This window comes from Pauljensenia sp. 27098_8_83 (assembly GCF_041432695.1).
Taxonomy (GTDB): domain Bacteria; phylum Actinomycetota; class Actinomycetes; order Actinomycetales; family Actinomycetaceae; genus Pauljensenia.
This window is the reverse complement of sequence record NZ_JAPWAD010000014.1, coordinates 24,847-43,394: the sequence shown is the minus strand read 5'-3', so window position 1 is coordinate 43,394 and position 18,548 is coordinate 24,847. Positions and strand designations below refer to the sequence as shown.

15 protein-coding genes are annotated in these 18,548 nt (G+C 65.1%); 7 read left to right on the top strand and 8 right to left on the bottom strand.

Annotated elements, in window-relative coordinates; translation table 11 throughout:
• Positions 1-37 precede the first annotated feature (37 nt).
• Positions 38-1,381: a nicotinate phosphoribosyltransferase gene (locus O3656_RS06525; RefSeq protein ID WP_500063176.1), complete on the top strand. Its 1,344-nt coding sequence runs from the start codon at positions 38-40 to the stop codon at positions 1,379-1,381.
• Between the two features lie 106 nt (positions 1,382-1,487).
• Here O3656_RS06525 and O3656_RS06520 read toward each other — a convergent pair whose 3' ends face one another.
• From O3656_RS06520 to O3656_RS06490, 7 genes are all read right to left on the bottom strand, one after another.
• Positions 1,488-3,230: a DEAD/DEAH box helicase gene (locus O3656_RS06520; protein WP_500063175.1), complete on the bottom strand. Its 1,743-nt coding sequence runs from the start codon at positions 3,228-3,230 to the stop codon at positions 1,488-1,490.
• Positions 3,227-3,550 carry a DUF3039 domain-containing protein gene (locus O3656_RS06515; RefSeq protein ID WP_500063174.1) on the bottom strand — a complete coding sequence of 108 codons (324 nt, stop codon included), beginning with the start codon at positions 3,548-3,550 and terminating at the stop codon, positions 3,227-3,229. Before O3656_RS06515 ends, O3656_RS06520 begins: the two co-directional genes overlap by 4 nt.
• Positions 3,551-3,684: 134 nt before the next feature.
• The gene (nagB, locus tag O3656_RS06510) at positions 3,685-4,458 is read right to left on the bottom strand and encodes a glucosamine-6-phosphate deaminase (protein WP_007590223.1); all 774 of its coding nucleotides are present in this window, start codon (positions 4,456-4,458) and stop codon (positions 3,685-3,687) included.
• Positions 4,459-4,533: 75 nt separating this feature from the next.
• On the bottom strand, positions 4,534-5,214 hold the full coding sequence (locus O3656_RS06505) for a copper homeostasis protein CutC (RefSeq protein WP_500063173.1): 681 nt from the start codon (positions 5,212-5,214) through the stop codon (positions 4,534-4,536).
• Entirely contained in the window at positions 5,211-6,143 is a 933-nt protein-coding gene (locus O3656_RS06500) for an ROK family protein (RefSeq protein ID WP_500063172.1), read from the bottom strand. The genes O3656_RS06505 and O3656_RS06500 overlap by 4 nt, the downstream gene beginning before the upstream one ends.
• Positions 6,140-7,597, bottom strand: coding sequence for a M81 family metallopeptidase (locus O3656_RS06495; protein WP_500063171.1), 1,458 nt, complete (start codon positions 7,595-7,597; stop codon positions 6,140-6,142). The genes O3656_RS06500 and O3656_RS06495 overlap by 4 nt, the downstream gene beginning before the upstream one ends.
• A complete protein-coding gene (locus tag O3656_RS06490; RefSeq protein ID WP_500063170.1) occupies positions 7,594-8,742 on the bottom strand; it encodes an ROK family protein in 1,149 nt (382 codons plus the stop codon). Before O3656_RS06490 ends, O3656_RS06495 begins: the two co-directional genes overlap by 4 nt.
• Positions 8,743-8,991: 249 nt before the next feature.
• Between O3656_RS06490 and O3656_RS06485 the strand changes: the two genes are divergently transcribed.
• From O3656_RS06485 to O3656_RS06465, 5 genes are all read left to right on the top strand, one after another.
• The gene (locus O3656_RS06485; protein WP_500063169.1) at positions 8,992-9,144 is read left to right on the top strand and encodes a hypothetical protein; all 153 of its coding nucleotides are present in this window, start codon (positions 8,992-8,994) and stop codon (positions 9,142-9,144) included.
• Complete coding sequence (locus O3656_RS06480) at positions 9,145-10,788, top strand: peptide ABC transporter substrate-binding protein (protein WP_500063191.1); 1,644 nt, start codon at positions 9,145-9,147, stop codon at positions 10,786-10,788.
• Between the two features lie 79 nt (positions 10,789-10,867).
• Positions 10,868-11,827, top strand: coding sequence for an ABC transporter permease (locus O3656_RS06475; RefSeq protein WP_500063168.1), 960 nt, complete (start codon positions 10,868-10,870; stop codon positions 11,825-11,827).
• Positions 11,824-12,723 carry an ABC transporter permease gene (locus tag O3656_RS06470; RefSeq protein ID WP_500063167.1) on the top strand — a complete coding sequence of 300 codons (900 nt, stop codon included), beginning with the start codon at positions 11,824-11,826 and terminating at the stop codon, positions 12,721-12,723. Before O3656_RS06475 ends, O3656_RS06470 begins: the two co-directional genes overlap by 4 nt.
• Before the next feature lie 10 nt (positions 12,724-12,733).
• Positions 12,734-14,785: an ABC transporter ATP-binding protein gene (locus tag O3656_RS06465; RefSeq protein ID WP_500063166.1), complete on the top strand. Its 2,052-nt coding sequence runs from the start codon at positions 12,734-12,736 to the stop codon at positions 14,783-14,785.
• A 212-nt stretch (positions 14,786-14,997) separates the two neighbouring features.
• Here O3656_RS06465 and O3656_RS06460 read toward each other — a convergent pair whose 3' ends face one another.
• The gene (locus O3656_RS06460; protein ID WP_003790058.1) at positions 14,998-15,279 is read right to left on the bottom strand and encodes an HU family DNA-binding protein; all 282 of its coding nucleotides are present in this window, start codon (positions 15,277-15,279) and stop codon (positions 14,998-15,000) included.
• Positions 15,280-15,872: 593 nt separating this feature from the next.
• Here O3656_RS06460 and O3656_RS06455 point away from each other — a divergent pair.
• A complete protein-coding gene (locus tag O3656_RS06455; RefSeq protein WP_500063165.1) occupies positions 15,873-17,813 on the top strand; it encodes a solute carrier family 23 protein in 1,941 nt (646 codons plus the stop codon).
• The last annotated feature ends 735 nt before the right edge of the window (positions 17,814-18,548 follow it).

The window sequence follows — 18,548 nt, the reverse complement described above, 5'->3', positions numbered from 1 at the left end:
CACCGCGGTGACACGCTTCTCAGGGTAGGCTCACAGTATGCCTGCATCGACATCCACTTCATTGCTGACTGATATGTACGAGCTCACGATGCTCGACGCCGCCCTCAAGGATGGCACCGCGCATCGTCGCTGCACGTTTGAGCTGTTTGGCCGCCGCCTTCCGGCAACGCGTCGCTTCGGCGTCGTGGCCGGGACCGGTCGCATTCTCGAGGCCCTGGAACGCTTCGAGTTTGACGCTGAGCAGATCGATTGGCTGCGCGACCAGGGGATCATCTCCGAGGAAGCCGCGCAGTTCCTGTCCTCGTGGCGTTTCACGGGCGACATCTGGGGCTACGCCGAGGGCGAGTGCTACTTCTCTGGTTCTCCTCTGCTCACCGTCGAGGGCACCTTCGCGGACTGCACCCTCCTGGAGACGCTGCTCCTGTCGGTCCTCAACCACGACTGCGCGGTTGCCTCGGCTGCCTCGCGTATGACAATCGCGGCCCACGGCCGCCCCTGCATGGACATGGGTGCGCGCCGCGCCCACGAGCGCGCTGCGGTCTCCGCCGCTCGCGCCGCCATCATCGGTGGTTTCCAGGGCACTTCCGACCTCGAGGCTGCGAAGCGCTACGGGATCCGCTGCATCGGCACGGCCGCCCACGCTTTCACGCTCCTGCACGACACCGAGCGCGATGCCTTCGATTCCCAGGTCGCCAAGCTGGGCGCGGGCACGACTTTGCTCGTGGACACCTATGACATCACGCAGGGTGTCATTAACGCCGTCGAGGCCGCGCGCGCTGCGGGCGGCGAGCTGGGCGCGGTGCGTCTGGACTCGGGCGACCTGGTCGCCCAGGCGTTCAAGGTGCGCGGTCAGCTCGACGCGATGGGCGCGACGACCACGAAGATCACGGTGACCTCCGACCTGGACGAGTACGCGATCGCCGCCCTGGGCGCGGCCCCCGTGGACTCCTACGGCGTGGGTACCAAGCTGGTGACGGGCTCGGGTGTGCCGACGGCTGCCCTGGTCTACAAGGTCGTCCAGCGCGAGGATTCCAACGGCGAGACCGTTCTCGTCGCCAAGAAGGCCGAGTCGAAGTCCACGGTCGGCGGGCGCAAGGTCGCCGGCCGCGTCCTGGGCGAGGACGGCTACGCGACCGAGGAGCTCCTGCTCGTCGGCACCTCCTTCGAAGAGGGCCAGGCCCTCCTCGCCGAGCGTGGCGCCCGCCCGCTGCAGGTCCAGCTGGTTCGCGGCGGCCAGATCGACGCCGCCGCATGGGGTTCCGAGGCGCTGTCCCGTGCCCAGGAGCACCACCTGCGCGCCCGCAACGAGCTGCCCTACCAGGCGTGGCGCCTCTCCGAGGGCGAGGCTGCGATCCCCACGCGCTACGAGAAGGTCGACTGACCGCTTCACACACTGCGGCCAGGCCCCGGCCTCGTCCTTCGCTGCGAGGGACGAGGCCGGGGCCTCGTGATATGTCAGTGTGCGCCGAGTGCGACGCGGCCGCGCGTCAGTGGCGGCCAACGAACCACTCGCGCAGCAGGGCGATACGCGCCTCAATCTGCTCGGTCGTGGCCTGGGCGACCTCGGGGCCGCCGCAGCGCGAGCGCAGGCGCGAGTGGATGGTCGCGTGGGTCTCACCGGATCGACGCGACCACGTGGAGACCAGGTGCTGGAGTTCCTTGCGCTTGGCGGCACGCAGCTTGTGAGCCGGGATGCCGGCGTTCTCCTCGCGCATTTTCTGGGCGGCGCGGTTCTTCTTCTGGGCGGCAACCTGGTCGGCCTGGCGAGCGCGCAGCAGGGTCGTCACCTGGTCGGCGTCCAGCAGGCCGGGAATACCCAGGTATTCCTGCTCTTCCTCGGATCCAACCTCGGCACCAGCGCCCCATGCGGCACCGTCGAAGAGGACACCGTCGAACTCGGCATCCGCGCCCAGGACCTCGAACTGGGAGAGCAGGTCGGAGGACGCCTTGTCCTCGCGGTTCGCGGCAGCGACGAGGGCATCCTCGGGGTTCCACATGTCGTCTTCGCTGGCTTCCTCGCGCTTGGGGCGATCCAGCGCGTGGTCGCGCTCGATCTCCATGCCACCGGCGAGGGTCAACAGGGGTACGACGGATGGAATGAAGACGGTGGCCGTCTCGCCGCGGCGGCGCGCTCGCACGTAGCGACCGATCGCCTGGGCGAAAAACAGGGGCGTGGATGCATTCGTGGCGTAGACGCCGACAGCCAGGCGCGGAACGTCAACGCCCTCGGACACCATGCGCACGGCGACCATCCACCTGTCGGCGGAGTCCGCAAACTCGGAAATGCGGTCGGAGGCGTCCGCGTCGTCGGACAGGACGATCGTTGGGGCCTTGCCGGTGATGAGGCGCAGGTGGCGGGCGTAGGCGCGCGCGTGCTCCTGGTTCGAGGCGATAACGAGGCCGCCCGCGTCCGGCACGGCTCGGCGCACCTCCTCGAGGCGCAGGTCGGCAGCGCGCAGGACGGCGGGGATCCACTCGCCCTTGGGGTCCAGCGCGGTGCGCCAGGCCTGCTTCATCATGTCCTTGGTGAGGGGCTCGCCCAGGCGGGCGCTCACCTCGTCGCCGGCGTTGGTACGCCAGGCCATCTGCCCCGAGTAGGACATGAATAGAACCGGGCGCACGACGCCGTCCTTGAGGGCGTCACCGTAGCCGTAGGTGTAGTCCGCGCGCGAGCGACGGATGCCCTCCTCGTCCTCCTCGTAGGTGACGAAGGGGATCGGAGAGGTGTCGGAGCGGAAGGGCGTGCCCGTCAGGGCCAGGCGGCGCGTCGCGTCCGTGAAGGCCTCGCGCACGCCGTCGCCCCAGGACAGGGAGTCGCCGGCGTGGTGGATCTCGTCGAGGATGACGAGGGTGCGGTAGGCGCGGGTGCGCGCCGCGTGGACGGCCGGGTTGGAGCCGATCTGCGCGTAGGTGACGGCCACGCCGTCGAAGTGCGAGCCGGCCACGCCCTGAGAGTTCGTGAAGTCAGGGTCGATGTGGATGCCAAAGCGCGCCGCGCTCGAGGCCCACTGCCCCTTGAGGTGCTCGGTGGGGCACACGACGGTCAGCTTGTCGACGACGCCGCGCGCAATCAGCTCGGTCGCAAGGGTCAGGGCGAAGGTCGTCTTACCTGCACCCGGGGTCGCGACCGCCAGGAAGTCGCGCGGGGAGGCAGCCATGTAGCGATCCAGGGCAGCGGCCTGCCAGGCGCGCAGCCTGCCAACGGGTGCGCGCCGGGTTGTCTCGCTCACTTGTCGGAGCCCTTTCCTCCGTCCGAGAAGGGCCAGTGACGCCCGTTCTTACCCATCGAGTCACGCAGCTCCCTGCAGGTAGGGCACACCGGGTACTGCGAGGCGTCACGGGTGGGGATCCACACCTTGCCACACAGGGCGACGACGGGCTGGCCCGTCACCATGGAGGAGTTCGCCTTGTCCTTGCGCACGAAGTGGGCGAAACGATCGCCGTCCCCGTCCGTGCGCTCCTTGCGGGTCTCGGTACGCTCCAGCAGACCGGTCGAGGACGCGGTGGAGGGACCGGAGGGGCCGGTAGGTTCGTCGAGGGCATTACGCATGGTTCCTATTGTACGTGCCTGGGGATGCTTCCAACGGGTGGCACGCGTGCGCCGGGAGCGAAGAAGCGACGCTCACAATAAGGCCCCGACCTCGCATTCACGAGGCCGGGGCACGGTCGGATGGGGAACCTATCTCACAGGTGTTCCTTCTCCCAGACCTCCTTGTAGAAGTCTGCGAGCTCGAGCTTGGAGGCGGCGGCCTCGTCGAGGAGCACGGTGACGTCGGGGTGGTGCTGGAGGATGGACGCGGGCCAGCGCTGGGTCACACCGCCCTCGATCATGGCCTTGACCGCGTCGGCCTTGCCCTCGCCGGTGGCGATGAAGATGTGGGCGCGCGAGTCCATGATCGTGCCCAGGCCCTGGGTCACGCAGTGCGTGGGGACCTGGTCGATGTCGCCATCGAAGAAGCGTGCGTTGTCGCGGCGGGTCTGCTCGGTCAGGACGCCCACGTGGGTGCGCGAGGCGAGGGTGCCGCCGGGCTCGTTGAAGCCGATGTGGCCATCGCTTCCGATGCCGAGGACCTGGATGTCGATGCCACCGTCGGCCTTGATGGCCTCGTCGTAGGCGGCAGCGCCGGCCTCGAGGTCATCGCACCAGCCGTCGGGGCCGTGTGCCGCACCCTCGGGCATGTCGACGAGGTCGACGAGGTTGCGGTGGATGAAGTTCGCGTAGCCCTCGTAGTGATCGCGGGGCAGGCCCACGTACTCGTCGAGGTTGTAGGAGCGAACCTGGGCAAAGGAGATCTGACCGGCCTCGTAGCGGCGCACGAGCTCTGCGTAGAGCTTCAGCGGCGAGGAACCGGTGGCCAGGCCGAGCACAAAGTTCGGCTTAGCGCGGTAGACCTCGAGGATGCGGTCCGCTGCGAGGGATGCGATCTGATCTTCGTCGTTGAAAATTCCAATTCTCATGTGTTTAACCTTACACTGTCGACGTCGATTTGTCAGACGAATCAGCGATGATTTTTCAGAAATGTGTGAGCTGGGTTATCCGTGCAGCGCAGCGACGATTCGCTCGACCTCCGCCTGATAGGTCCCGGAGGTCCCCGGCGCACGCATGTGGACCTCGCGAGCACCCGAGGCTGCCACGACCTCGGCGACGTTGTGGGCACGCAGACCGCCCGACACCAAGATGATGATGTCGTCTCCCCCGCGCTCAACCAGCCGGGCGAGAGCCTCCGGCTGCGCGACCGCCGGATCGCCGCCCGTCGTCAGCACTCGGTCGTAGCCGAGCTCCATGAGCACGTCGAGCCCACGATCCTGGTCCACGACCTGGTCGAAGCCGCGGTGGAAGGTCAGCGGCGCATCCTCGGCCACGTCGCGCAGGCGGGCGGCCGCATCCACGTCGATCTGCCCATCGCGCGTGATGATGCCGACGACGAAGCCGAGGGTCACGGGCGCTCCGCGACCGATCGCCGCCAGGGTCACGATATCCGAGGCGATACGGTCGACCTCCTCGCGAGAATGGACGAAGTCCCCGGGGCGCGGGCGCACAAGCACCTGAACGCCGCCAGCGGGCGCCACCGCGAGGGCGGCCGCCACCTCGTCGAAAGCGGGAGTCAAGCCGCCGCACGACAGGTCGGTGCAGATCTCGATGCGATCCGCTCCCCCGTCGCGTGCACGGCGCACGCCGAGCGCATCTTCCACGCAAATCTCAACAACGGTCACGGCTGCCACCTTTCGTAGCACGTCGAGCCGCCCACGCGGGCGGCCAGGATCGCCGCACCCCAACGGCCGCCCGCTCCCCCGAGGGAAGCGCGGACGATCTCGGGGGCGTCACGGAATGTCAGCATCGAGGCAAATTCCTCGCGCAGCGGCGCCAGCAGATGCTCGCCCGCGTGCGACAGGCCGCCGCCGATGATGATGCGCTCAACGTCGATGGTGAGCGTCATGTGGGTCAGCGAGAGGGCGAGGGCGCGCACGGCCGTGTTCCACACCTCGGTCGCGACCGGGTCGGTGCCGATGCCGGCCTCGACAGCCTTCGCGCCGATATTCTCGCCGGTCGCCTGCTCATAGCGTCGGGCAATCCCCTTCGCCGAGGCATAGACCTCCAGGCACCCGCGCGAACCGCAGCGGCAGGACTCACCGCCCGGGAAGACGGGGGCGTGCCCGACTTCTCCGGCGCTGAACGTCGCGCCACTCCACAGGCTATCGCCCAGCATGAGGGCCACGGAGATACCGGTGCCGATGGGCATCATCAGGAAGGAGGAGGCCCCACGGCCCGCGCCGAGAAGCCCCTCGGCCAGGCCGGCGGCGCGCCCGTCGTGCATGAGCGCGGCGGGCACTCCCGTGGCTTCCTCGACCGCGCGGGCCAACTGGACGCCGCGCAGCTCCAGGTTGGCCGCATACACGACGGTCCCACTCTCCTCGTCGACGAGGCCGGGGCAGATCAGGCCGAAGCCGACCAGTCCCGGGTAGTCGCTGGCAAGCCGAGCACCGATGCGCCCCACCTGCTCGGCCACGGCCTCGCGATCGGTGGGCTCGTTGCCCTGCGTGAGGATCGATCCCGCCTCGTCGACGATCATCCATTTGATGGACGTACCGCCGATGTCAATGCCGGCGAATACCGGACCCTGGGAATCCTTCACGGCACTCATGGTTCGACGACCTGTGCATGCAGATCAGGATCTGCCATGTCGGGATCGAAGGGGAACATCGGGCGGTCGATCTTGTGGTGCCCGAGGCGGATGAGATCCTGATCGACACCACCCGGAGTCAGCGCCATGAGCCAGCCCTTCTGGGTCTCGTACAAGTCGGGCTCCAGGTAACCGATCTTGACAACGACGACGTCGGCGGCCGTGATGTCCACGCCGAGCAGCTCAAACTGACAGAACATCGTGTACTGGTTGCGGTTCGTGGTGACGATGAAGCGCAGGCCACCCGTGCGCAGCAGCGCGGTGTGGCCGCCCATCGGGTCGTCGGCGAGGGCCTCGACAGTCGCGTGCACGCTCAGGGTTCCGGGCTCGCGGGTGTCAATGTGTCCGCCGACCTCGAGATCCACCTCGGCACCCACGCCGGCCTCCCATGCGACCGCGGCCGCGGCGGGGTCGATGATCGAGGCGTAGATGACGTCGAGCGTCGCTTCCTGGACGGGCTTCCACGCGAGGAGGGCCGCGAGCGCAACCGTCACGTCGTCGGCGCCGCCGGCACCCGGGTTGTCGCCGGAGTCAGAGATGAAGAAGGGCTTGGGTCCCACCTCGGCAGCGGCCAGGCACTCTTCCATCGAGGCGACGGGGGCGACGAACTCGAAGCGGTCGTGGACATCCCAGAAGTACTGGCCAATACGCTCGGCCTGCTCCTTGACGAGTTCCGCATCGTCGCCGGTCACGACGACCGCGCCCTTGCAACGCGGCTGGTCCGCCCACGCGAAGCCGATCCAGATCGCGGCATCCAGGATGCCATCCATCGCTTCGATGGGGTCGATCATCTTGTACAGGGACTTGGCGGGCTCGATGCGGGTCGAGGTCTTCTCACCCGGCAGCAGGACGGGGACATGCACGAGGGCCTTGACGGGCTTGGGCTGCCCGTTTAGGAGGCGCATGCCCAGGTTGTAGGCGGCGCGACGGCGCGACTCGAGGGCGTCCTCGTGGGGTGCGAGGCGGTAGCAGGTGAGCAGGTCGCAGCCGTCGAAGAGGTCCTGAGAGACGTTTCCGTGCAGGTCCATCGAGGCGCTGACCATGGGCTCCGGGCCGATGACATCGCGGATAGCGTTGATAAGGTCGCCTTCCGCATCGTCCATGCCCTGGACACTCATGGCACCGTGGATGTCGAAGAAGAGGCCGTCGAGGGGACCGGCAGCGGCGAGCCCTTCGAGGATTTCGGCCTTCCAGGCGTCGTAGGCGCCGCGCTCGACGACGCCGCCGGGCAGGGCGCGCGAGTGCAGGACGGGGATCCACTCGATCTGGGTGGCCCAGTCCTCATCGCGCCAGTAGAAGCGGTCCATCAGTTCCTCGCCACGCGTGACGATGAAGTCGTCGGCAGTCGAGATGTAGGGGGTGAACGTCGAGGATTCGATGTGAATGCCGGCAACCGCGATGCGGGGCTTGGTCATGAGCGATTCTCCTTTGAGATCTTCGAGGGGGTAAGTGTGGAGAGCCCCCAGAGCGCGGCTTCGCGCCCTGATCGGGACGATTCGATCACGAGGTGTTCCATGATCGAGGGGAGGCAGGATTGGTGGAGTGCGGCGCGCACTCCCGCGGTGAAGGCGTCGACGGCGGAGAGGGCCCCTCCGACGATGACTCCCTGAGGTGCCAGGAAGGACACGAGGTGGGCGACGCTGTGGCCCAGAAGGGTTCCCGCCTGGCGGATGGCCGTCGCAACTTCGGGAATACCGTCGCGTGCGGCGGCGAGAAGCTGTGCGTTGTTCTCATAGACAAGGCCTGCGGCGGCCAGGTCCGCGCGGATCGAGTCGGCGGACGCGATTGTTTCGAGGCAGCCGACGTTACCGCACTTGCAGGGGCGACCAGAGGCGGCCTCAACGGGGATGTGCGAGATATCCCCGGCCAGCCCACCCTGGCCCACCTGGGGCACGCCCTCCACGAGGTAGGCACCACCGATAGCGGAGCCTGCCTTGATATAGATGAGCGTGTCGATGGGGGCAACGCCCTCCAGCCGACGCCGGTAGACGGATTCGCCGACGGCTCCCGCGCGGGCGTCGTTTTCGATGAGGGCGGGCAGACCGCACTGCTCCGTCACGGCCTCGGCGACGTTGATTCCGTCCCATCCGGGCATTCGGGCGGGACGGATGACGCGCGAGCGATCCGCGTCCACGGGACCGGGAACCGCTAGGGCAATGCCGCCGACCCGCACGCCGGCAGCTTCTTCCTGGCGGAACACTTCCTCCATGACAGCGTCCAGTACCGCCTGGGGACCTTCCGCGATGTCGATAAGGAGACTGCTCGCCACGCCGACTCCGCGCGCGGAGTCCGTCAGGGCGACGAGGCCGTGGTGCGCTCCCAGTTCCACGAGAGCAAGAGCGCCGACTCCGTCAGAAGTAACGAGTCGGCGCGCCCTGCGCCCGCCGGTCGAAACAGACTCGTCCGCTTCTGCAACTTTGCCCGCCTCAACGAGGCGGGAGACGGCCGCCGAAATCGTTGACGGTGCAAGGCCGGTTTGCTTGACAATTGCGGGACGCGTATCCGCCTGACCGGATCCGATCAGCGTCAGGACGGTCTCATCGACGTCATGCGTGGCCATGACACCTCCTTCACATAGATATGCGGTAACTTCAACGTTACACAGCGCTCATCGTCGAGAACACCCCAATTATGCCCCATCGAAGAAAGTGTGGCACTTCTTTCGCCAAAATTCTTCGTTATTTTTTCGCAACATTCCGAATTTTGGTCATAGCAGCAACATTGGCCGACAAACTGTCATATGATGTATGCCATCTGGCAGGGCCCACTCCCGTCAGTGTCCCCCGATCAACGTTGATTTGGAGCAGTCATGAATCTCAGTAAGAAGCGGTGGATCGCCACCGGAGCGGCGCTCGCAATGGTCGCCACTCTGGGCCTGTCCGCCTGTGGTGGCAGCAACCGCGCGGCCACCTCGGAAACCGGAAAGAACGAGGTCACGATGGCCTCGCGCACCCCGAACTAGATCTTCCCGGTCTCCGCCAAGGGCTACACCCAGGGCGAAAACGGACAGTTCATCCAGGCGATGTACCGCCCCCTCTTCGCCTACAAGTCCACCTCCGACACCCCCTACAAGATCAACCTGCCCAAGTCCCTGGGCACGGTCCCCGAGGTCTCCGAGGACGGTAAGACCTTCACCATCAAGCTGCGCGACGACGCCAAGTGGTCCGACGGCACCCCCGTCACCACCCGCGACGTTGAGTTCTGGTGGAACCTCGTCACCAACAACAAGGACGAGTGGGCCTCCTACAAGAAGGGCTTCTTCCCCGACGGTGCCGAGCTGAAGATCGTCGACGAGCACACCTTCTCTATCACCACCGAGGATAAGTTCGCGCCGGCCTGGTTCATTGACAACCAGATCAACAAGGTTGCCCTCCTCCCCCAGCACGCCTGGGACAAGTCCAGCGCCGACGAGGCCGTCTCCGACCTCGACCGCACCCCCGAGGGCGCCCAGAAGGTCTTCTCTTACCTGCAGGGCGAGGCCAAGAACCTCTCCTCCTACGCCACCAACCCGCTGTGGCAGACGGTGAACGGCCCCTGGAAGCTCTCCTCCTTCACCCCCGACCAGGGCCTCGAGCTCGTTCCCAACGAGAACTACTGGGGCGAGGACAAGCCCAAGATCGACAAGCTGATCTACAAGGCCTTCACGGGTGACGACGCGGAGTTCAACTCCGTGCGCTCGGGTGCCATCGACTTCGGCTACATCCCGGCCGCTCAGTACAACCAGCGCAAGGCCGTTGAGGACAAGGGCTACCAGGTCTTCCTGTGGCCCGGCAACTCCATCACCTACCTGGCACTGAACTTCTACGACAAGGCCCCCGGCTCGAAGTTCATCAAGCAGAAGTACATCCGCCAGGCCATGCAGGAGCTCATCGACCAGCCGACCCTGTCTGAGAAGATCTGGTCCGGCACCGCTTCCCCGACCTGTGGCCCCGTCCCCATGCCTGCTGACAAGGTCGGCACCACCGAGGGCTGCGTCTACAAGTTCGATCCCGACAACGCCAAGAAGCTCCTCGAGGACCACGGCTGGAAGATCAACCCCGACGGTGCCAGCACCTGCGAGAACCCCGGCACCGGCGAGGGCCAGTGCGGTGAGGGCATCGCAGCCGGCGACGCGCTGAACTTCAAGCTCATCTCCCAGTCGGGCTTCGTCTCCACGCACCAGATGTTCGAAGAGATCATTTCCCAGTTCGGTAAGGTCGGCATCAAGATCGACATGAACGAGGTTCCCGACTCGGTCGGCGCCTCGCAGGCATGCGACGACGAGACCCCCTGCACGTGGGACATGTCCTTCTTCGGCTCCCAGACCTCGTGGGGCTTCCCGATCTACGCCTCCGGCGAGCGCCTCTTCGCCACTGACGCTCCCGTCAACCTCGGCCAGTACTCCAACCCCGAGGCCGACAGGCTGATCGAAGAGTCGACCCGCTCCTCCGAGCCCGACGCTCTCCAGGCATACAACGACTACCTCGCGGAGGACCTCCCCGTTCTGTGGATGCCCAACCCGTACTACCAGATCACCGCGGTGAAGAAGACGCTCAACCTGGGCGACATCGACGCCACCGGCGACACCTGGCCCGAGGATTGGTCGTGGTCGACCGAAGGTAAGTAACCCTTCGCCTTGACGCCTCATGGGGCAGGCGCCCGCACCCGCACATGCGGGCGCCTGCCCCCTTACTGTGGAGTTCGCAATGATCCAATTCATCCTCAAACGCCTCGGCCAGGCAGTCATCGTCGTCTTCCTGGTCACCATCATCACCTTCATCCTTCTCCAATCCCAGCCGGGCGGCGCAGCCCGAGCGGCCCTCGGTAAGGATGCGACCAAAGAACAGCTCGCGGCCTTCGACCACGAGAACGGATACGATCGCCCGATCCCCGAGCAGTACGTCAACTACCTGAACAAAATTGCGCACGGCGACTTCGGATACTCCTACCAGCACAACCAGTCCGTGAACGACCTGCTGGCCGCCCGCCTGCCGCGCACCATCTTCCTGTCCCTCCTGTCCACCATCCTCGCCCTCATCGTCGCGATTCCCCTCGGCGTGTGGCAAGCAGTGAAAAGAAATAAAGCGCCCGACTACGTGGTCACGATCGCGTGTCTGCTCGCCTACTCGACCCCCATCTTCTTCGCGGGCCTTCTGCTGATCGTCCTCTTCTCCCAGGTGTGGCCCATCCTGCCCAACGATGCGCCGCAAGGCGAGGATCTCGCGGTCATGTGGGAGCAGTGGGATCACCTGATTCTGCCCGTGTGCGCCCTCTCGATTGGAACGATCGCCGCCTACGCGCGCTACGTGCGCTCCTCCATGGTGGACAACCTCAACGAGCAGTACGTGCGCACCGCCCGTGCGAAGGGCCTGTCGGAGTTCCGCGTTGTCTTTGTCCACACCCTGCGCAACGCCATGTTCCCCGTCATCACGATGATCGGCTTGTACATCCCCGCGATGTTCTGTGGTGCCCTGGTCATCGAGACGCTCTTCAACTTCAACGGCATGGGCTACCTGTACTACCAGGCGACCGGCAGGCGCGACTACCCGATCCTCCTCGGCGTCGCCCTGATCGTCTCCTTCGCGACCGTCATCGGCGCGCTCCTGGCAGACTTCCTCTACGCCCTCGCTGATCCCCGCATCCGACTGGCAGGACGTGCCAAATGACCACAGCAACCGCACCCGTGAGCGCGCCCGTGAAGGCGCGCACCGCCCGGAAGTCGACGAAGCTTCAGGGCCTGCAGGTCTTCATGGAAAACAAGCTCGCCGTCTTCGGCGTGTGCCTGATCCTCATCCTGATGGCCTTCTCGTTCATCGGCCCCATGTTCTATGTGACCGACCAGGTCCACACCGACCTGGCGAACTCAGCGCTGGCCCCCTCCGCGGAGCACCCGCTCGGCACCGACATGGTCGGCTACGACCAGCTCGGACGCCTCATGAAGGGCGGCCAGACCTCGATTATCGTCGGCCTCTTCGCAGGCATCTTCGCGACAACGATCGGCACCCTCTACGGTGCGATCGCCGGCTTCGTGGGCGGCTGGATCGATGCGGTCATGATGCGTATCGTTGACGCACTCATGTCCGTGCCCGTCCTGTTCCTCTTCATGCTGATCGCCACGATGATCCCCCCGACCGTCCCGGTCCTCATCATCATCATGTCGGCACTGTCCTGGCTGGGCACATCCCGATTGATTCGAGGCGAGGCCCTCTCCCTGCGCACGCGCGAGTACGTCGTCGCGATGCGCGGTATGGGCGGATCGATGCCCCGAGCGATTCGGACGCACATCGTGCGCAACACGATCGGCACCGTCATCGTCAACGCGACCTTCCAGGTTGCAGACGCCGTCCTCTACGTCGCCTACCTGTCGTTCCTCGGCCTGGGCGCGCAGCCTCCCGCCACTGACTGGGGAGCGATGCTCTCCAACAGCCAGTCGCACGTCTACTCGGGCAATTGGTGGCTGCTCTACCCGCCGGGCGTCCTCATCATCCTCCTGGTCCTGTCGTTCAACTTCATCGGCGACGGCCTGCGTGACGCCTTCGAAGTTCGACTGCGCAAGAGGTGAGCACTGAACTATGAATACTCCACTCCTTCAGATCAAAGATCTGCACACCGACATTGAGATCCGTTCCGGCGTGGTCCGTGCCCTCTCTGGCGTCGACCTGCACGTGAACACCGGCGAAACCCTCGGCATCGTGGGCGAGTCCGGCTCCGGCAAGACCATGACCGCCCTGTCTCTCATGGGGCTTCTCCCCCAGGGCGGCAAGGTCTCCTCCGGGTCGATCATCCTCGACGGACAGGACCTCACCCAGCTGCCGCTCAAGGAGAAGCGCAAGCTGCGCGGCACCAAGGTCGGCATGATCTTCCAGGATCCGCTCACCTCCCTGAACCCGACCATGAAGATCGGCCTTCAAGTGTGCGAGCCGCTGCGCGTGCACGAGGGCCTGTCGAAGAGGGAAGCCCTCGAACGCGCCGTCGAGATCCTCAAGCGCGTCGGTATGCCTCGTCCCGAGGTGGTCATCAATAACTACCCGCACCAGCTCTCGGGCGGTATGCGTCAGCGCGTCATGATCGCCATGGCCCTCGTGTGCAAGCCGCGCATCCTCATCGCGGACGAACCCACGACGGCCCTGGACGTGACGACGCAGATGCAGATCCTCGACCTCATCGACGAGCTGCGCGACGAATACAAGATGGGCGTCATCCTCATCACCCACGACCTGGGTGTTGTGGCCGGTCACACCGACCGCGTTGCCGTCATGTACGCCGGACGCATCGTTGAAACCGCACCGACGAAGACGCTGTTCACCGAGCCGAAGCACCGCTACACGAGCTCGCTCATGGCAGCCCTGCCCGAGCGCGCCCTCGCGGCCGGCACCAAGCTCTTCTCCATCCCTGGCGCTCCCCCATCGCTGACCAACCTGCCGGTGGGCTGCCGCTTCGCGGCCCGCTGCCTGTGGGCCACTGACGAGTGCCGCGCGGGCTACCCGGACCTGAGCGGCGACGAGACCCACACCTTCTCCTGCTTCCACCCGGTTCAGGAAGGCGACGAGTCTCCCGCGGTCCTCCAGGGCAAGCTGGATTCCAACAAGACCGACGGTGCGGCCGCGGACGTCCCGCAGATCTCCCACGAAACGCTGCTCGACGTCAAGGAGGCTTCGCGCGAGTACGAGTCGGCCGGATCGGGCTTCTTCAAGCGCGAAAAGGGCGTCGTCTCCGCCGTCGACCGCGTCTCGATCACGGTCAAGAAGGGCGAGACCTACGGCCTTGTCGGCGAATCTGGCTGTGGTAAGTCCACGGTGGGCCGTCTCATCGCAGGCCTTGAGCCGCCCTCGGGTGGTGCCATCGAGCTCGATGGACGCGACCTGGCCACGCTCAAGGGACGCGACGCGGTGCGCATCCACCGCGACGTGCAGATGATGTTCCAGGACTCCTACGCGGCGATGGACCCGCGCATGCGCATCGACCAGATCCTGGCCGAGCCCATGAGCATCCAGAAGACCGGCAACGCTCGTCAGATCGCCGAGCGCATCATGGAGATCCTCGAGCAGGTCGGCCTGACCGAAGAGATCCTGGACCGCTACCCGCACGAGTTCTCGGGCGGACAGCTCCAGCGCATCGGCTTCGCCCGTTCGCTGACCCTGGCGCCCGACCTGATCGTGGCGGACGAGCCCGTTTCCGCGCTTGACGTCTCCGTCCAGGCACAGGTTCTCAACCTCATGAAGGACCTGCAGCAGGAACTGGGCCTGTCCTACCTGTTCATCAGCCACGACCTGGCGGTCGTCCAATACATGGCGGACCGCATCGGCGTCATGTACCTGGGCCGCATCGTCGAGGAGGGCCCAGCTTCCGAGGTCGTCAAGAACCCGAAGCACCCCTACACGAAGGCGCTCATCGACTCGATTCCCGTGCCCGACCCGGAGTTCAAGCACGACGAGAATGCCATCAAGCTCACCGGCGAGCCGCCGAGCGCCATCAACCCGCCCGAGGGTTGCCGCTTCCGCCCGCGTTGCCCGTTTGCGGGCGAAGAGTGCAAGGTGCAGCCCATGCTCACGGATGAGACGCACCGCGTGGCCTGCCACCACCCGCTCCTGCAGCTGAGCGTGAAGGAAAAGGTGGACGCCTGACACATACGTTCATGCGAGCTCCAAGCGGTGCCCCCGGCCTGAGTCATCAGGCCGGGGGCACCGTCATGCGCGGAACCGACACCATCCGTCGCCTGCTGCTACTAGCGCGGAATTGGAGCACGCTGCTCTACCGAGGCGGATCGCGGCCATAGAGACACGTGTGGGGCACGACCACGCGGCCGCGCCCCACACGCTTCGCTGTCGTCAGCGCGTCACTTGGAGACGGCCTTCTTCAGGGTGGAGCCAGCGGAGAGCTTGACGCCGTAGCCAGCGGGGATCTTGATCTCTTCGCCGGTGCGGGGGTTGCGGCCGGTGCGGGCGGCGCGCTCAACACGCTCAACCGAGAGCAGACCGGTCACCTTGACGGCCTCGCCCTTGGCCAGGGACTCAACGAGGACGGCCTGGAAGGCGGCCAGGGCCTCGTCGGCCTTCGCCTTGGTCAGGTCGGCACGTTCGGCAATCTGAGCGACAAGCTCGGTACGGTTCACGGACATTGAGAAACCTCATTCCTGTTCGTTCTTGGTTACCACTTTCGTGGCCACGAATGACACACTACGAAATCTTCGACGATTTCGCCGACTTTAGGGCAGGATTTCGCGGATTTCACGAAAAATACTCGTTTTTTTGCCCAAAAACCGTCAATTCTGTGTCTCAAGTCACTCAAACTTGCCGAGTGGTTGTTATTTCACCACCTTCAAATGCGGTATCACCGGCACGTTTCCCAGTAACAGGAATGCCTCCCACAACCGAGGACAGACCCCTCTCATAACACCTGACAAACATCGATGGCCAATCGCTCCCCGAGGACGTCCGCACGTCCCCCGCTTCACACCCCATCGTTCACGAAGCGAGACGGAAACCAACGACAGGCGACGACTAAGTCCACCACCTCACAACCATCAACGGAGGGACAAAACGCGACATTTCAACCCCGACCTCCAACAACTCGCCCACGTCACACCTCCCACGACAAGGAGAAACAAGATATAACTCGCCACACTTTTTAAATAACTCATAAAATCTGCCCCCTGATCACAGAGAATGGATGAGTCCCTTCAACACTTGGATAAAGGTCCAGGAGACACAGATGGCATCAAGCCCCTCGTCCGCTCCCCATCCCGTCGATCAAGTTCCCCCCTTTGGGAAACTCACCATTCTGGGTATTCAGCACGTCCTCGCGTTTTACGCAGGTGCCGTGGTCGTCCCCCTCGTTATCGCTTCCGGACTCAATCTCGATAATCAGACGCTGGTCCACCTCATCAACGCGGATCTGCTCACCTGTGGCATCGCCACCATCATCCAGTCGGCCGGCATCGGTCGCTTCATCGGCGTGAAGCTCCCCCTTATTCAGGGCGTCACCTTCACCGCCGTCTCCCCCCTCATCGCGATCGGCGCGGCTGCTACGCCCGCCGGTGCCGACCCGAGGACCGGTCTGGCCACCATGTACGGCTCCATCATCGCCGTCGGCCTCATCGTCTTCCTCGTCGCCCCGTTCTTCGCCAAGCTCCTGCGATTCTTCCCACCGATCGTCACGGGCACCCTGCTGACGGTCATGGGCACGACACTCCTGTCCGTCTCCGCCGGAGACATCGTCGCCTGGGCCGATAAGGCGACTGATGATGCAGCGAAGACGGCCTCGACGTACGAGGCTCTCGGCCTCGCATTTGGCACCATCGCCATCATCATCATCATTCAGCGCCTCTTTAAGGGCTTCATAGGAACGCTCTCCGTCCTCCTCGCGCTGCTGATTATGACGGCCGTCGCCTTCGCCATGGGCAAGACCGACTTCTCCGGCGTCGATGAGGCCCACTGGGTGGCTATTACCACGCCCTTCTACTTCGGCATCCCGAAGTTCTCGCTGACAGCAATCATCGCCATGATCATCGTCATGGCGGTCACCGCCGTGGAGACCACGGGCGACGTCTTCGCCACCGGCGAGGTCGTGGGCAAGCGCATCGCCCCGCGCGACATCGCCAACGCCCTGCGCGCCGACGGCCTGTCCACCCTGCTGGGCGGTGTCCTCAACTCCTTCCCCTACACCTGCTTCGCGCAGAACGTCGGCCTGGTGCGCCTGACCCGCGTGAAGTCGCGCTGGGTCGTCACCGCAGCAGGTGTTTTCATGATCATCCTCGGCCTGCTGCCCAAGGCAGCGGCCATCGTCGCGGCGATCCCGCAGCCCGTCATCGGCGGCGCCTCCCTGGCCATGTTCGCAAACGTCGCGGTTGTTGGCATCCAGACCCTGTCGAAGGTCGACCTGCGAGACAACCGCAACGCGGTCATCGTCTCCACGTCAATCGGCCTCGCCCTCCTCGTGACGCTGAAGCCCAGCATCGTCACGGTCATGCCCTCCTGGCTGCAGATCATCTTCGGTTCCGGCGTGACCATCGGCTCGCTGACGGCCATCATCTTGAACCTCCTGTTCTTCCACATCGGACGCCCCGCCTCGCCGGACGTGGCCGTGGTGGACGGCAGGAAGATCAACCTGGACGACGTCAACGCGATGGATCGCGACCAGTTCGTCGCGACTTTCTCGTCGATGTTCTCCTCGCACACGTGGCCGGTCGAGCGCGCCTGGGAGTCCCGTCCCTTCGCTTCCGTGTCCGAGCTGCGTTCCTCCTTCGAGGACGCGGTCCTGTCGGCTTCCCCCGAAGAGGCCGAGGAGCTCATCGCCTCCTACACGGACGTCGTTTCCCTGGTCCTCGACGGCGCGGGCGACGAGCAGGCCAGCTCGGATACCTCGTCACTGTCCGTGGGTGAGGTGTCCTCCGAAGAGGCCGAGGAGATGCGCGCCCTGGCCGCCGCGTACCGAGAGAAGTTTGGCCGCCCGCTGGTCATCTGCGTGGACAACGTGGTGGACCGCAAGCACCTGCTGTCCTCGGGCTGGCGCCGCGTCGAGCACTCCCCTGCTCGCGAGGCTCGCTTCGCGCTCGGCGAGGTCATCGACATCGCCGACCTGCGCTTCGATCAGCTGGTCGCCGACGCGAACCCCATGCGCGCAGCGTGGGACGCCGGTTTTGAGCGCCTCTGAGTAAACCTCAGCGTCATTCAGTGACGAGGCCGGGGCGCGTCGGGCGATATGCCTGGCGCGCCCCGGTTTTTCACGCCCAGCACAGCCCGCTGCATTGGCCTGCAGCACAGCCCGCAGCACATGCGAGCCTCACTACCCAAAGTCGCATGCAATTCCAAAACACAAGTGACACACAAATGCGAACTGAAACAGACTAATATGATTTTTGGAGGGAATTGCATGCGAAATTGCTGGAGGAGAGCCTCGATGGGGAAATTGCGCCACGCAGGGCGGTGACACGCCGACGACACGCCGTCAGCTGGCTTCGCATGGCGCAAAACCCCCAACGGCGACCAGCGCGGAGGCCACCGATAGGCCTACAACACCCCCGCCATAACCACAACCAGACAAAACTCGCACGTAATTCGACTGCATGAACATTCAACAACATCCAGAAACGTTGCAATTCCAACGACTACAATTCAATGTTTGAAGCAGTCGCGAGGGAATTACGTGCGAAATTGGTGGGCGCTGAGAAGCACATCCGAAACAGCGGGCCTGTCAGCAGAGCAGACTCCTCACCACACTCGGTACCACAGGCCCCACCACACGCACTCAGCTGCACAGACGACGAAGCTACCGCCAACACGTCACGCTCTTCACCCACAGTTCCCACGAGTCGCTCCAGATGCAGATACGCCGAGGGGCCGACCTGGCGGTCGACCCCTCGGCGTATCCCATCAACACAGTGCAAGT

Coding starts and splice junctions, on each gene's coding strand:
- O3656_RS06525 (WP_500063176.1), top strand. CDS start 38: ATGCCTGCATCGACATCCACTTCATTGCTGACTGATATGTACGAGCTC.
- O3656_RS06515 (WP_500063174.1), bottom strand. CDS start 3,550: ATGCGTAATGCCCTCGACGAACCTACCGGCCCCTCCGGTCCCTCCACC.
- nagB (WP_007590223.1), bottom strand. CDS start 4,458: ATGAGAATTGGAATTTTCAACGACGAAGATCAGATCGCATCCCTCGCA.
- O3656_RS06500 (WP_500063172.1), bottom strand. CDS start 6,143: ATGAGTGCCGTGAAGGATTCCCAGGGTCCGGTATTCGCCGGCATTGAC.
- O3656_RS06495 (WP_500063171.1), bottom strand. CDS start 7,597: ATGACCAAGCCCCGCATCGCGGTTGCCGGCATTCACATCGAATCCTCG.
- O3656_RS06490 (WP_500063170.1), bottom strand. CDS start 8,742: ATGGCCACGCATGACGTCGATGAGACCGTCCTGACGCTGATCGGATCC.
- O3656_RS06485 (WP_500063169.1), top strand. CDS start 8,992: ATGAATCTCAGTAAGAAGCGGTGGATCGCCACCGGAGCGGCGCTCGCA.
- O3656_RS06475 (WP_500063168.1), top strand. CDS start 10,868: ATGATCCAATTCATCCTCAAACGCCTCGGCCAGGCAGTCATCGTCGTC.
- O3656_RS06470 (WP_500063167.1), top strand. CDS start 11,824: ATGACCACAGCAACCGCACCCGTGAGCGCGCCCGTGAAGGCGCGCACC.
- O3656_RS06465 (WP_500063166.1), top strand. CDS start 12,734: ATGAATACTCCACTCCTTCAGATCAAAGATCTGCACACCGACATTGAG.
- O3656_RS06460 (WP_003790058.1), bottom strand. CDS start 15,279: ATGTCCGTGAACCGTACCGAGCTTGTCGCTCAGATTGCCGAACGTGCC.
- O3656_RS06455 (WP_500063165.1), top strand. CDS start 15,873: ATGGCATCAAGCCCCTCGTCCGCTCCCCATCCCGTCGATCAAGTTCCC.